Annotated in this window: 12 protein-coding genes and 1 pseudogene; 7 read left to right on the top strand and 6 right to left on the bottom strand. The window is 69.5% G+C overall.

The genetic code is table 11. The annotated features are described in order from the left end of the window. Positions 1-557: 557 nt before the first annotated feature. Positions 558-2,579 carry an outer membrane protein assembly factor BamB family protein gene (locus tag OHB13_RS23005; protein ID WP_328378338.1) on the top strand — a complete coding sequence of 674 codons (2,022 nt, stop codon included), beginning with the start codon at positions 558-560 and terminating at the stop codon, positions 2,577-2,579. A gap of 68 nt (positions 2,580-2,647) precedes the next feature. Here OHB13_RS23005 and OHB13_RS23010 read toward each other — a convergent pair whose 3' ends face one another. After that, positions 2,648-3,226, bottom strand: a complete 579-nt coding sequence (locus OHB13_RS23010) for a TetR/AcrR family transcriptional regulator (protein ID WP_328378339.1) — start codon at positions 3,224-3,226, stop codon at positions 2,648-2,650. A gap of 95 nt (positions 3,227-3,321) precedes the next feature. Between OHB13_RS23010 and OHB13_RS23015 the strand changes: the two genes are divergently transcribed. Further along, the gene (locus tag OHB13_RS23015; RefSeq protein ID WP_328378340.1) at positions 3,322-4,203 is read left to right on the top strand and encodes an SDR family oxidoreductase; all 882 of its coding nucleotides are present in this window, start codon (positions 3,322-3,324) and stop codon (positions 4,201-4,203) included. A gap of 114 nt (positions 4,204-4,317) precedes the next feature. Here the strand turns inward: OHB13_RS23015 and nhaC are convergent, their stop codons facing one another. Together nhaC and OHB13_RS23025 are read right to left on the bottom strand one after the other, a co-directional pair. After that, positions 4,318-5,799 carry a Na+/H+ antiporter NhaC gene (gene nhaC, locus OHB13_RS23020; protein ID WP_328378341.1) on the bottom strand — a complete coding sequence of 494 codons (1,482 nt, stop codon included), beginning with the start codon at positions 5,797-5,799 and terminating at the stop codon, positions 4,318-4,320. 337 nt (positions 5,800-6,136) lie between these two features. Next, positions 6,137-6,784, bottom strand: coding sequence for a GntR family transcriptional regulator (locus OHB13_RS23025; protein ID WP_266854031.1), 648 nt, complete (start codon positions 6,782-6,784; stop codon positions 6,137-6,139). Positions 6,785-6,956: 172 nt separating this feature from the next. Between OHB13_RS23025 and OHB13_RS23030 the strand changes: the two genes are divergently transcribed. Beyond that, entirely contained in the window at positions 6,957-7,904 is a 948-nt protein-coding gene (locus OHB13_RS23030; RefSeq protein WP_328378342.1) for an asparaginase, read from the top strand. Positions 7,905-8,041: 137 nt separating this feature from the next. Here OHB13_RS23030 and OHB13_RS23035 read toward each other — a convergent pair whose 3' ends face one another. Further along, positions 8,042-9,535 carry a methyltransferase domain-containing protein gene (locus tag OHB13_RS23035; protein ID WP_328378343.1) on the bottom strand — a complete coding sequence of 498 codons (1,494 nt, stop codon included), beginning with the start codon at positions 9,533-9,535 and terminating at the stop codon, positions 8,042-8,044. Positions 9,536-9,792: 257 nt separating this feature from the next. Next, positions 9,793-10,434 (bottom strand): FMN-dependent NADH-azoreductase, encoded by a 642-nt coding sequence (locus OHB13_RS23040; protein WP_266854025.1) that lies wholly within the window; start codon positions 10,432-10,434, stop codon positions 9,793-9,795. 236 nt (positions 10,435-10,670) lie between these two features. Between OHB13_RS23040 and OHB13_RS23045 the strand changes: the two genes are divergently transcribed. The 3 genes and pseudogenes from OHB13_RS23045 (at position 10,671) to OHB13_RS23055 (ending at position 11,833) form a co-directional block, all read left to right on the top strand. After that, the gene (locus tag OHB13_RS23045; RefSeq protein WP_405943999.1) at positions 10,671-11,144 is read left to right on the top strand and encodes a winged helix-turn-helix transcriptional regulator; all 474 of its coding nucleotides are present in this window, start codon (positions 10,671-10,673) and stop codon (positions 11,142-11,144) included. Between the two features lie 309 nt (positions 11,145-11,453). Continuing rightward, positions 11,454-11,582 (top strand): annotated as a pseudogene (locus tag OHB13_RS23050) (type II toxin-antitoxin system prevent-host-death family antitoxin); the annotation flags it as partial. Further along, positions 11,579-11,833, top strand: a complete 255-nt coding sequence (locus tag OHB13_RS23055; protein ID WP_328378345.1) for a Txe/YoeB family addiction module toxin — start codon at positions 11,579-11,581, stop codon at positions 11,831-11,833. The pseudogene OHB13_RS23050 and the gene OHB13_RS23055, both read left to right, overlap by 4 nt. A 19-nt stretch (positions 11,834-11,852) precedes the next feature. Here the strand turns inward: OHB13_RS23055 and OHB13_RS23060 are convergent, their stop codons facing one another. Beyond that, entirely contained in the window at positions 11,853-12,746 is an 894-nt protein-coding gene (locus tag OHB13_RS23060; protein ID WP_328378346.1) for an IS982 family transposase, read from the bottom strand. A 121-nt stretch (positions 12,747-12,867) separates the two neighbouring features. Between OHB13_RS23060 and OHB13_RS23065 the strand changes: the two genes are divergently transcribed. Further along, positions 12,868-13,437, top strand: coding sequence for a MepB family protein (locus OHB13_RS23065; protein WP_328378347.1), 570 nt, complete (start codon positions 12,868-12,870; stop codon positions 13,435-13,437). Positions 13,438-13,852 lie beyond the last annotated feature (415 nt).

Raw genomic sequence — 13,852 nt, forward strand, 5'->3', positions numbered from 1 at the left:
GGCTGGTCCCTGCGACGCTCAACTCCGGTCAGTGCGACCTTGTTGGCGCAGTGGGCGGTGCAGACCCGAACCGGCGTGCACCCGAAGGCTCACCGGGCTCCTGCGGCTGTCGTCCCTGGCGAACCGCCCTGCCTGGGTGAGGGCTTCGGGCTCCCGGATGACCTCGTAGCTCACGCCTCGGTTCCACCGAACACGCGGCCGTACGCCTCGTCGTGGGCGGCGCCCGCGTTCTTGCCACGGCCTGGCGGGCGCCGGTGGGCGGCCCCGGCGTGCGCAGTTCCTGCAGCTCCATGGCGTCAGCGGGGGAGCGCGATGGGCTTTCGGAAGCTCGCGTGACACTGTCACTCGATATCGTATGACCGAAAATATCGTGTCGCCAGTCTTTCGATATCACTCGTAACTGTGCCAGCATGCCGGAGCGCGAGAGCCCGTTCCGGGGTTCGACCACTCCCGGGGAGCCGGGGAGCCGGTCCGGGCCCGAACCTCTACGGCGGACCGGCGCGTCTTCGAGCTGTCCTGACGGGCAGTCACGGAATCGGCACTTCAAGGAGACACAGATGACCGACAGTTCTTTCCTGAGCAGGCGCCGGCTGCTCCAGGCCGGTGGCGCGTTCGGGCTGGCGGTGGCCGGCGGGTCCGTGACGGCCGGCCCGGCTGCCGCCGCGACCGGTGGCGCGCCCAGCACGGTGGTGACCGATCTGGGACCGGGAGTGGTGCAGTTCTCGTTGATGAGCGGGCTGCTGGTCGGCGACACCGTCTACATCGGGTCGCGCAACCTGAACCCCGCCCGGGTGGCCGGGTTCCACCTGCCGACCCGGAAGGTGGTCTCGCTCACCGAACTCGACGCGGGACCCGATCCCTCCATCCAGGCACTCGCGGTGGACCCCGCCGGGCGGTACCTCTACATCGGCGTGCTGCTCAAGGGTGACCAGGGCAAGCCGAACCTCTTCCGGTGGGACCTGACGACGCCGGACAAGCCTGCCGTGGACATCGGCAGGACCGGGGAGGACCGCGACATCCGTGCTCTGGCGGTCGCCCCCGACGGCACGGTGTACGCCGTGGGCGGTGTGCCGGGGAAGGCGCCCGCGCTGTGGGAGTACGACCCGGCGACCGGTGCCGTCACCAACCTGGGCGTCCCCAATCCGAATGCCACCGAGGCCGCGGCGGTCGCGGCCACCGACACCACCGTCTTCTTCGGTTCGGGCAGCGTCCTCGTCGGCGGAGGCGGCGCGAGCAAGGCGTCGCTGTACGCGTTCGACCGGGCCAAGCGCACGTTCACCTCGGTGGTGCCCACGGAGATGGAGCAGGACCCCAGCCTGCGGTGCCTCGCCGTCATCGGCGGGAACCTGGTGGTCAGTACCTCGGGCGGAGATCCCGCGAAGTTCGCCGTGATGGACCTGGCCGACCTCTCCTCGTACACCGTGGTGAGCGTGCACGGCACGACTGCCAAGTGCTTCACCGCCGATGCGGACCGGATCTACTTCGCCACCGATACGGGACTGCAGTCCTACTCGACAGCCGACAAGACGGTCTCATCCGTGGAGTTCGCCGGACCGGACCTCGGAGAGATCTGGGGCGTGGACTACACCGACGGGAAGCTGGAGGTCGTCTCGGCCTACGGGTTCGTCGCCGAGATCGATCTGGCCGCCCGCACCTCCGTGATCACCGACCTGGGCACGGCAGGCGCTCCCGTGGACGCGGAGGCAGGCATGGGGATCGCGGTCGGCGGCGGGTACGTCTACGTCGGCGGCACCGGCACCATCGCCCGGCACAGTCTGCGGAGCGGGGCGGTCGTCAATCTGCGGGCGCCCGGCGAGGCCAAGGACGCCGAGGTGATCGACGGACGTCTGTACACCGGTCAGTACGACGCGCAGGGCATCTGGGAGTACGACCCTTCCGCAGGCGGGCAACCGCACCAGGCCGCGCAGTTCCCCAGTGTGCAGAACCGGCCGATGGACACCTCCTGGGACCGGGTCAACGAGTTGCTTCTGGTCGGCGTGCAGTGCGACACCGAGGGCGGCGGAGCCTTGTGGACGTACTCCCCGAGGACCGGGAAGCCGGCCTCGTACGTCAACCCGATCGACAGCGTCCAGCTCGTCGGGGCGGTGGCGAACCGGGACGGCGTCGCCTACCTGGGCGGTGACAACGCGGCAAGCACGGGACCGCGTGGCACGGTCGTCGCCGTCGATCCGGTCACCGGCCGCGAGCGGTGGCGCCTGGAGACGCGGCAGAAGGCAGGGGTGGCGGCCCTCGCGGTGCAGGGCCGCCACCTCTACGGACTCACCAGAGCGGGCGTGCTGTTCGTCATCGACCTGCACACCCGGCAGTTGCTGCACACCGCGGACGTGAGCAGCGTCAGCCGCGGCTACGCGGCTCTGGTCACCAATCGCGGCACGGTCTACGGCGTCTCGGCCACCACGCTCTTCCGCTTCCACCCGAAGACGTTCGCCGTCAGCACCGTCGTCGCCGGTATCAACGGCGTCTGGTACAGCGAACCGCACGTCAACGCCCACGACGGCAGGCTCTACACGCTGCGCGGCCACAACCTCGTCGAGGTGGACGACCGGCCGGCGCACTGAGTACTCGCCGTACTCGCCTCAGTACGTGAACTCCACCGCTTCACCGGATGCGGGTGAAGGCGGTCCGGTCAGCGCAGCGACGCACTCGCCGCACGCAGCTCGTCCAGGGCCGCCAAGGTGTGCTCGGCGAGGCCGTCCTCGGTGTCGCGGACGCCGTCGGACCATTCGGCGTAGCCCCGTTTGAAGGCGAGGACGCCCAGCTCGCCCGCGAGAGCCGCGGTCGGTTCAGGTATGCCGCGGGCGACCAGGGCGGCTGTGACCGCCGCCGCGAGGCTGACGCTCTTGAGGGCGTCACGCTCCTGAAGTTCGGTGCTGGCGGTGACAGCCGCCTTCAGGCGGGGGGCGAGTTCGCGGTTCATGGGGCCCATCGCGCTTGAGGCGCGCACGAGACCGGCAGCGACCGCCTCCAGCGGGCCGGCGTCACAGGGGGCCTCGGCGATCCCCTCGGTCAGCAGCCGGCACAGCGTCTCCTGCCCCGCCACCAGCAGCTCGCGCTTGTCGGGGAAGTACCGGAAGAAGGTGCTCTTGGTGACTCCGGCGCGCTCGGCGATCTGCGTGACCGTGGTGGCGTCGTACCCCTGCTCGGTGAACAGGTCGACGGCAGCCACGACGAGGCGTTCGCGTGCACCTGGTTCCCATCGACCCATGAGCCCATCGTAGGTGAACCGCATGTGACGGGACTCTTGTCCCATTACTTTGTTATGGTGATGGGACAAGAGTCCCATCGCTTAGGGAGAGTCTCATGCGTGTCTTCGTCACCGGTGGCACCGGCCTGGTCGGGTCCGCAGTCGTCGCCGAACTGCTCGGCAACGGTCACGCCGTGCTCGCGCTCGCCCGCTCGGACGCTTCCGCGCTGGCCGTCGAGGCGGCCGGCGCGGAGCCGCTCCGGGGCGGCCTCGCCGATCTGGACGTCCTTCGCGCCGGCGCTGACCAGGCCGACGGGGTGATCCACCTGGCGTTCAGCAACGACTTCAGCAGCCCCGAAGCCCTCGCGCGGGCGGTCGCCGAGGAGAGTGCCGCCCTCGCGGCCCTCGGGGACGGACTCGTCGGCAGCGACCGCCCGTTCGTCACCGTCTCGGGTACCCCCGCTGTGCCGGGCCGCGCCTCCACCGAGGCCGACCCGGTGCCGACCGACGGGCCGGTCGGCGGCCGCGGTCGCGCGGTCACGGCGGCCCTGGGCCTGGCCTCGCGCGGAGTCCGGAGCGCGGCCGTACGCCTGCCGCGCACCGTTCACCATCGGGGCGCGGGCGGGTTCGCCGGAATGCTGACCGGCATCGCACGCCGGACGGGAGTGTCCGGCTACCCGGGCGACGGCGCACAGCGCTGGCCGGCCGTGCACGCACTCGACGCGGCCGTTCTCTTCCGGCTCGCCCTGGAGCACGCGCCGGCCGGCAGCTCCTGGCACGCCGTGGCCGACGAGGGGGACGAGGTGCGTGACATCGCCGCGGTCATCGGCCGACGGCTGAACCTGCCGGTCGAATCCGTGCCGGCGGAGACCTACGGTCCTCTCGGTCCGATCTTCGCGACCGACCAGCCCTCGTCCAGTGCGCACACCCGGCAGGTGCTCGGCTGGGAACCGAAGCAGCCCGGCCTTCTGGAGGACCTGGAGAACATCCAGCCCTGACCGGCGACAGGGAAGAGCGGGCATGGTTCCCGAGGTCTTCCGGCGGGACGCGCATCAGTCCGAGGTCTTCCGGCGGGACACGGATCAGACAGCGGCCTTCCGGCGGGACGTGCATCAGACGGCGGCCGGAGCGGGTTCCACGGCGGTCCGGCGCACCGGCTCCTGGCGGGCGATGCCGAAACCGGTGTAGCCGCAGATCACGGCGATGATCACGCCGAAGTAGTTCAGGAACGCGTACGGCGCGTACGCCATGGTGGCGACACCCAGGGTCGTGGACATGTAGGTGGCGGCCTCGGTCCACGGCACCAGGGGCACGAAGACCGTGCCGGAGTCCTCCAGCGTGCGCGACAGGTTCTTCGGGGCGAGGCCGCGCTCGGGGTAGATGTCCCGGAACGCCTGGCCCGGCACAATGATCGTCAGGTACGAGACCCCCATGGAGAGCGCGGTGCCCACCGAGGTCAGCGCGGTGGCGAGGATGATCCCGCCCGTCCTGCGGACCTTGGCGAGCAGCCGGTGCATCAGGACGTCCAGGCAGCCGGTCTCGGTCAGGATGCCCGCGAAGGCGAAGCCGGCGAGGCCGATCAGCATGGTCGACGCCATCGATGCCATGCCGCCGCGGTTGAGGAGCGTGCCGGCCGCGGCGGACAGGTGCTGGGGGTCGACGCCTCCGTGGCCGCTCAGCATCGACACGGTGAAACCGGTCGAGGCGGAGGAACCGATCTGCTGGAGGGAGAAGCCCTGGAAGACACCGCCCAGGATCCCCGCGACCGCCGACGAGACGATGATGGTCGGCAGCGGCGGCTTCTTCGCGATCGCGCCCACGAGCACCACTGCCGGAGGCAGCAGGAGCAGCAGGTTGAAATGGAATCCCTGCTCCAGCACGCCCCGGAGGGCGTCGGTGCGCCGGGCGGCCTGCCCGTCGGCGTGCTGGGCGCGGCCCAGGAAGAAGTACAGGACGCAGGAGAGGACCGCCGCAGGACCCGTCGTGTAGAGGAGGTGCCGGATGTGCTCGAAGAGGCTCGAACCGGCCACGGCGGGAGCCAGGTTGGTGGTGTCCGACATCGGGGACATCTTGTCGCCGAAGTAGGCGCCCGAGATGATGGCGCCCGCCGTCATGGGCAGGGACACGCCGAGTCCGCCGGCCACGCCGATCAGGGCGACACCGACGGTGCCGACGGAGCCCCAGGAGGTACCGGTCACCGTCGAGACGACCATGGTGATCAGGAACGACAGCACCACGATCCACGACGGCTGGATGGCCTTGAGCCCCCAGTCGACGATCATGGGTATCGTGCCGCTCAGCGTCCAGGTGCCGATGAGCATGCCGATGGAGATCAGGATCAGCAGCGCCGGCATCGCGGCGTCGATCTTCGACCGGATGCCCGTGAGCATCTCGTCCCAGGTCACGCCGAGCCACCGGGCGATGAGGCCGGTGACGGCGCAGGACGCGACGAGGAGGACCACGGGGTCGAGGCCGAGCCAGACGGTGCCCGCGATCATCACGATCAGCATCAGCACCACGGGCAGTGCGGCGACGAGCAGTCCGGGGGTGCGGCGCTCGCGTGGGGGCGCGGCCGCGGTGGAGGAGTCGGTCATTCGGGTACTCCAGTGGCCCGGCGGGGCCGGGCGGTCGGACGGTGTGGGGGAAGGGCGAGCCGGCCGCTGGGGACGCCGCGGCGGAGGCGGAGGCGCGACGGCATGCGGAGCCGGTTCCGGGGGTACGGACGCACCCGCGCCACTGTGCCGGGATCGGTCCGGCAGGGTCGGCCGGTGGGTTCGGACGGCAGGGCCAGCCGGTGGGGTCGGCCATGGGGTGGGCCGGCGGGGTTCGACCGGCAGGGTCAGCCGGTGGAGTCAGCCAGTGGGGTCGGCCGGTGGGATCGGTCCGGCAGGGCCAGCCGGTGGGGTCACCCAGTGAGGTCGGTCGGCAGGGTCAGCCGGTCGGGGAGCCCGTCATGTGGGCCCGTACCCGCCCGAGATGGAGGTCCATGAGCGCCGCGGCCCGCTCCCCGTCACCGTCGGCGACGGCGGCGGCGATCTCCTCGTGGTCGTCCAGGGAATCGGCCGTGTGAGCCGCCGGGACGTCCAGCGGACTGCGCAGCAGGATGATCTGCTGCTGCACCCGCCACAACTGTTCCGCGACGCGCGGACTTCGTGCGGTGTCCGTCAGGGTCCGGTGGAAGTCCAGGTCCAGCCGGTGGACGAAGCGCCGCCCGCCCTGGATGGTCTTCCGCGCCCGGGCGCAGGCCGAACGCAGCGCAGCGATGTCCTTCTCGTCGCGGCGCTCCGCAGCCAGCCGGGCGGACGCTGTCTCCAGCGCCGTACGGAGTTCGAACAGGGCTCTTACGTCGTCCGGTTCCGCCGTGAACACCGTGGCACCGCGGTTGGGGCTGTGCACGAGCAGGCCCTCGCTGACGAGTTGCCGCACGGCCTCGCGCAACGGTCCCCGGCTGATGTCGAGTTCCCGCGCGAGCACCACCTCGTTGATCCTGGTTCCCGGTCGCAGGTGGCCGCCGAGCAGACGTTCGCGCAGCACCTCGGCGACCTGGACGGCGAGGCCTCGTTGCAGTGTCTCACTCACGGATGACGCCTCCTCTGGACCAAGGTGTTGACAGTTGCCAGTTGACAGGCGTGTTTCCGCAGGTGTCAAGGGGTGTCCACGAAATCGGCCGCACATTCGACATGCTCGTCGCCAAGTGGTAACTGTCAACAGTTGACCGAAACAGGAGAGACTGGAGAGGCGGACATAACTGATGCACACCGTGGTGGCCGAGGTCTGGCGTGGGGATTTCCTGGAGTCCGTGCACCACGGGACGGTCCTCGCGACCGGCCCGGACGGTGCGGAGGTCCTGCGGATCGGGGACGTCGACGCTCCGATGTATCCGCGCTCGTCGAACAAGCCCCTCCAGGCACTCGGCATGCTCCGTGCCGGGCTCGGTCTTGACGGCGAACTCCTGGCACTGGGATGCGCCAGCCACTCGGGCGAGGACATCCACCTGGAGGGTGTGCGGGCGATACTCGGCTCGGCCGGGCTCGGCACGGACGCGCTGCGCTGCACGGCTGCCCTCCCGATCGGGGAGGGCGCGCTGCGCGCCTACCTGGCGGGCGGCGGGCAGCCCACCCCCCTGACGATGAACTGCTCGGGCAAGCACGCCGCCATGCTGGCGACCTGCGTCGTGAACGGCTGGGACACCGCCACGTACCTCGACCCCGAACACCCGCTCCAGGTGGTGCTGCGCGAGACCCTGGAGGAGCTGGCGGGCGAGAGGATCGCGGCCACGGGCATCGACGGGTGCGGCGCGCCCCTGTTCGCCATCAGTCTGCGGGGCCTGGCCCGGGCGTTCGGCCGCCTGGCCTCGGCGCCGGAGGGCAGTCTCGAACACCGCGTGGCCCGCGCGATGAACACCCACCCGCGGTACGTCGGCGGCACCGGCCGGGACGTGACGCGGATCATGGGCGCCCTGCCCGGGGCCGTCGCCAAGGACGGTGCCGAGGGCGTGTACGCGCTCGGCCTGCCGGACGGGTCCGCGGTGGCGCTCAAGATCGCTGACGGCTCCCAGCGGTCCCGCCCGGTGGTCATGGTCGCCGCGCTGCGCCGCCTCGGAGTGGACGTGGACGGCGACGACACGCTCACCGCGCTCGCCACCGCACCGGTCCTCGGCCACGGCGAGCCGGTCGGGGCCGTCCGCCCCGCGTTCTGACGGCAGCGGGCCCGTTCTCCCGCCGCTTTGGTCCGGAGAGGTTCGCGTGAGGTGCCGGCCGGTGGGTCACGCGGCGGATCCCAACGGCGGGTGGCGGCCCGCGTCTTCCCCGGTACATGACGCGGTCATCGACGCGGTCAGGTGTGCGTGATGAGGTACGCGGGGCCTTCGCCGAGCCGGGCTCGTTCGACGGCGTCGAGACGGACGAAGCCCCGGGGCGCCATCAACTCCCGCCAGTCGGCGAGGTCGTGGACGGCCCACATGTCGTGCTCGACGGGATCAAGGCGGATCCGGCGGAGCTGGTCCGCGCTGAGCCGGCCTCCGTCGAAGATGAGACCCACCTTGTTCAGGGGCGCCCGGGGGCCGGCGTGCAGGAAGTGCGTCAGGAGCAGCCGCGGTGTGTCCAGGCCGAGTTCGAGGCCGGTCTCCTCCACGGCTTCGCGGCGGGCGGTCTGCAGTGGGTCTTCCCCCAGCGTGTCGAGGTTGCCGCCAGGGAACTGCCAGAGCCGGGATCCGTAGACCGAGCGCAGCTGTACCGGCCGGTCGTACGCGTCACGTACGTACAGGCAGCCGTACACGGTGTGGTGGGGGACGGTCTGTGCGTACTCCGTGGGTGTCATCGGCATGGGGCGGCCGGTTTGAGCGGGGCGGTGGTCGAACTCGAAGGCGAGGGGACCGGGAGACGCCTCGGCCGCCGGACAGCCGGTGCGAAGTCCGGTCAGCAGGTCCTCGCGCAGTCCGTCCGGATCGATGCGGGCGGGGTCCTCCGCGCTGAGCAGTTCCTCGAACGAGGCGTAAGGGGTGACCCGCTTCACGATGATGTCGAGTTCCCGACCGCTGTCCTGGTTGTGGAAGACGACTGTGTCCCCGACTTCGACGGCCGCCGTCGTGGGAGTGCGGACGCGTACCTCGATCGTCTTTCGGCCCGACTCCACCTGCCCGTAATGCCGCCCCGAGAGGTGGAAGTCATGCCGCCGCGACGACGTGGACCCGGCAGCACCGAGACTCCCGGTGTCGGGCAGGCTGCTCTGCGCTCCGGAGGCCGGGGGACTGCCTTGCAAGGGGGCTTCGTCCGTACCCGGGCCGCGCAGGATCAGGAAGGCAAGCCCTTCGGTGTTGTGGCGCTCGGAGGTGGACCAGCGGGCCTGGAGCGCGGTGAGTTCGTCTTCGTCGAGTGCGATCCCACGCCGCTCGGCCGGGGTATCGGCGGCGAGCGGCGTGATGACCACGAGGGCGCCCCCCGGGCGCAGACGGCCCCCCAGGGCATGCAGCGTGCGGTCGCGGCACGTGAGGAACGGAGCCACGAACCGCAGGGTGATCAGGTCGTATCCGTCGGCGAGGGATGCCCAGTCGCCGCTTTCGACGTCGAGGCGAAGCCATCGGGCTGCCTCGCCATGGTGGGTGCCGGCGTCGGCGAGGGCGGCTTCGGACCAGTCGACGGCGTCCACGGTGTAGCCGAGGACGGCCAAGTGGGCTGCGAGTTCACCGACCCCGCACCCGACGTCCAGAGCTCTTCCGCCGGCCGGCGCCGGGGCATGGGCAGCCAACAGCGAGCGCTCACTGTCGCTGAGCCGGCGATAGCGGCTGCCTTCGGCGTAGCCGGTGTTCCATTCGTCCTGTGTACTGAACATGAGGGGTTCTTCCCGCCAATGGTGGACTCAACGAGGGCGCACAGGGGGCGGCCGGGTGTGACGCTCTGGGCCCCGGCCGCCCCCGGATCTCCTCGGGGGGCGGACAGGTCGGCGCCGGCGCCGAAGACACGAGGACCTTGGACATCTCCTCCAACTACTGCGGACAGGGCGGTGGTTGCGCCGACTTGTGTGTCAGGCGCGGGCTGCCCTGGATCAGTTCGACACCGGCCGGGGTCTGGATCACCTGGAGAGATACGTCAGGCGGCAGCCGCCGTGCCGAAGGTCGTGGCGAGGGTGCGGGCCTTGTCGTGGGCGGCCGTCATGGACGCCTCGTGCAAGGGGAGGAGAGGGGCCAGGGCCGGAGCGACCGGGGCCATGGTCAGTTCGGGTATCACGGTGGTGACGTCCAGGCCGAGGACGGCACGGCCCAGCACGGCTTCCAGCGTGGGCACCACGTAGTCGAGACCCTCCCTGGGGGTGCCGGGCCCGTAGCCACCGCCCCGGGCCGAGATCACCAGGGCAGGGCGGCCCGCGGCGGGGGAAGGGCCGGTGAGGCTCAGGGTGCGTTCGCTGATGATGATCTGGTCCAGCCACGCCTTGAACACCGACGGCATCGACAGGTTGTACATCGGCACCGTGAACAGGTACGTGCCGGCGCCGAGGAACTCCTCGATCAACTCGTCCTGGAGAGCTGCGGCCTTGGCCTGCTCGGGGGTGTGCCGGCCGGGGTCGGTGATGCGGGCGGTGATGCCCGCCGCCGTCAGGTGGGGGACCGGGGCGGCAGCGAGGTCGCGGTGGACGACAGGGCCCTGCCACTGGTCGCGGAAGGACTGGGCGACCTGACGGGAGACGGAGGCCTCGCCGAGCGAGGAGGAGTCGATGTGGAGCAGGTACGACATGGTGGTTGTGCCTTTCGAGGAGAACGAGACGGGTGAGTGGGGGGGTGACGGGTCAGGGGCGGGCCGGGACGGCGCAGCCGCCGAGTCCGCACCAGGGGCAGGTGATCTCGGCCCAGATCTCTACCTTCATGGCCTGACCTCCAATTCCTCTTATTTGTTCGTAACGCCATGATGCGCCAGTATGGAAGGCGTTACAAAAGGCACACCTGTGTGCGCGACGGAGAGGAATGGGCGCCATGCAGGACAGCGCAGGTACGGATATGGCGGCGGCGATCGGGCCGTGCGCGAGCATCCCCGCCGACCACATGGCCTTCATCCGGCAGGTCCTGGACCGGGTCGGCGACAAGTGGAGCATGCTGATCGTCGGCGTCCTGGAGGGCGGCCCACTGCGCTACACCGACCTGCAGCGCCAGATCCCCGGCATCTCCCAGCGCATGCTCACCCACACCCTGCGCCAGCTCCAGGAGGACGGTTTGATCACGCGGACCGCCTACGCCGAGGTGCCGCCGCGTGTGGAGTACGCCCTCGCCCCGCTCGGCCGCGGCCTGCACGAGATCGTCATGCAGCTGATCGGCTGGGCCGCCGACCATCACGACGAGATCCGTCTCAACCGCGACCGTGCCGGCGCCACCTCATCCCGGTCGCGAGCCACAGCCGCAGCCACAGCCACAGCCAAAGCCGCAGCCACCGACGCTTCGGCGAAGCGGTGAACCGGACCTGGGTCACGAACTGCGACTGTTCCTGAAAGGGCGTTTCGTCCCAGTGAGGACGGCCGACGGTTCCGGCTGACCTGCACCGTCCGGGGCGTGCGGAAACGGCTGATGCGCAACGCTGGTCCTGCCGGACGCCGACCCCGCCGCGACGACGGCAGCCGTGACGGGCGCGGCGCAAGAACGCATCGCTCCGGGGAGGCCCGGATGGATTTGGTTGGCGCGCTGGGCATGCGGTTGGTATGTAGGCGACGCAACCGCAGTTTCGAACCGGAAAAGTCGGGAGGGTGATCGGGGCCCGACCCCGATCTCCTGCGCTCGCCTGCGAATGCACGGCGTCTGCTCAAGGCGTACGAGAACGCTCTGGGCGACATCAACGTATCGGAGCGCGAGCTGATCGATCCGGATGTCACGGGCCCTGCTGTGGATGCTGCGTGAGGCTCGTCTTCGAGGATCAGGGCTGGGAGGACTGCACGTCCTGGCTCAAGAACGACCGCAAGATGCTCGCCCGGATCAATAGGCTCATCGCAGACGTCAAGCGTGATCCCTTCACAGGAATCGGCAAACCCGAGCCACTCAAGTACCACTTGCCTGGGGCGTGGTCGAGGCGGATCGACGACGAGCACCGCCTTGTCTGCCTGGTCACGGACAAGGAGATCGTCATCCTCGCTGCCCGCTACCGCTACTAGACGAGTCATTCCGATGTGATCAGTGGTCGTAGGCGATGAGGGAGCGTGTGATCGGCTGTCTGGTCTTGTGGTTGTGCCAGATTGCTGCGGCCATAGCGAGGATGCGCTGAGCAACGCGGACGGCGACGCCTTCGAAGATCCGGCCGCCGTGCCGTTCCAGGTCCAGCTGGCCCTTGAGGGTGTCGTTGACCGATTCGATCAGCTGTCGCACCGATTTCAGGAGGCTCTCGCCCTTGCGATTCTTCTCTCGCTTGAACGACGGCCGCAGCAACTCGGCGCCCCGCAAGGCCAGATCGGTCTCGAACTCCTTGGAGGCAAAGCCCTTATCGGAGATCATCAGCAGCCCCGGCCGACCGGTGACCGTCTCCTGTTCACGGTCGAGCATTGCGGTCAGTACCTCGCGCTCGTCGAGTTTCGGGTTCGCCAGCGCCCACAGAATCGGCATGCCGGTAGGGGTGCACACCAGGAACAGGCGCAGGCCCCAGAAGAACCGCGAGTGCGAAGCGCAGTACCCGTATCCGGCCCAGCCTGCCATGTCCGACCGCTTCACGGTCGGGCGTGAGCGACCGCACTCCACCGGCGTGGAGTCGACGATCCAGTGCGGGGCAAACCAGAAGTCCGTGTCCACCGCTAACAGCCGTATCGCCTTCTTGACCAGCGGCAACGCGGTCCTCAGCCGCTTGTTCCAGCCCGGCTGCTTGGGCACGTACGGGAACATCGCGCCCAGACGGGAGTCCACGAACCGCAGCCACCGCGACTCCGAGGTGAAGCCAAGCAGCGCCTGCGCGACGGCGAGGCAAATGAGTTCGGAGTCCGTCAACCGGGGCGGCCTGCCCAACCATCTGGTTCCTCCGATCTCGTCATCGATCTTCACGGACAGTGCGGTCAGCAGGGCGTCCAGGTTGTTCGTCACACAACGATCTTGGACGCCCTGTCCGTGCTCCTGAACACCGTCAGCAGTCGAAATGACTCGACGAGAGATACGCCCCCAGTTGAGTCGGTGACCGTCCAAGCATTCGTGACAGGGTGAACGAATGGCGACGAACCGCGAGGACTCATCCGATCTCCACCCCACCGGATTCACACCGTGGCCGGACACCGCCCCGGCCCACAGCGATCTCCTTGCGGCGAAAGCCCTCGTCTACGACCCTTGCGGGTTCACCTGCTCGCAGCCGGTCCCCGAAGCCGAGAGTGCCGCGTACGCCGCCCACGCATTCACCCTTGACGGACTCTCCATCCGATTCCGCGCAGCCAAGACGACCCCCACCAAGGTCGGCCAGTTCGTCACCGTATGGAAGAGAGCCCCGGGCGGGCCCATCCAGCCCTTCGACGTAACGGACCCCGTCGACCTCTTCGTCATCAGCACCCGCGACCAGCACTACCTCGGCCAGTTCGTCATTCCCATGGACGCGCTCCGTCGGCACGGTGTCGTGTCGGCAAACGGTTCCGGTGGGAAACGAGCCTTCCGCGTCTACCCGCCTTGGGTGACCACCACCAACCGCCAGGCCAGCATGGCGCAGGCGTGGCAGCTGGACTACTTCCTGCATCTGCCCCAGGACGCGTCCATCGACTCCGCCCGTGCCCAAGAGCTCTACCGCCCATAGGACGGCGCTGGCACAACCACAAGAAGAGCCAGCCCGTCACGCGATCACTGATCATTTGGAATGACTCGTCCAGCTGCCAGGCTTGCGGGCCTTGAACCGCACGCAGAAGACGTTGCGCACATCGGCACGACCGACTCCGGACGGGAACGGGGCGTCGGCGTAGGCCGCCAGGGCGGACGGTTTGCATGCCGAGGAGAGACGGGCGAGGGAGGCCGCTTCGGTGCCGGCGATGGTGTCAGTGGGAAGGGCGCCCGGATGCGTTGGTCACGTGGGCAACGGTTGGGCATGTCCTGCGGTCGTGCACCGCCACCTCGATGCTGTCCGGATGCGCGGATGCCGCCGCCATGGCGCAGGGCGTTGGTGACGAACTCGCGAGACGACGAGGATCGCGCTGTCGGCTGTCTCGGCCGCTCCC

It is taken from the genome of Streptomyces sp. NBC_00440 (genome assembly GCF_036014215.1).
GTDB lineage: Bacteria > Actinomycetota > Actinomycetes > Streptomycetales > Streptomycetaceae > Streptomyces.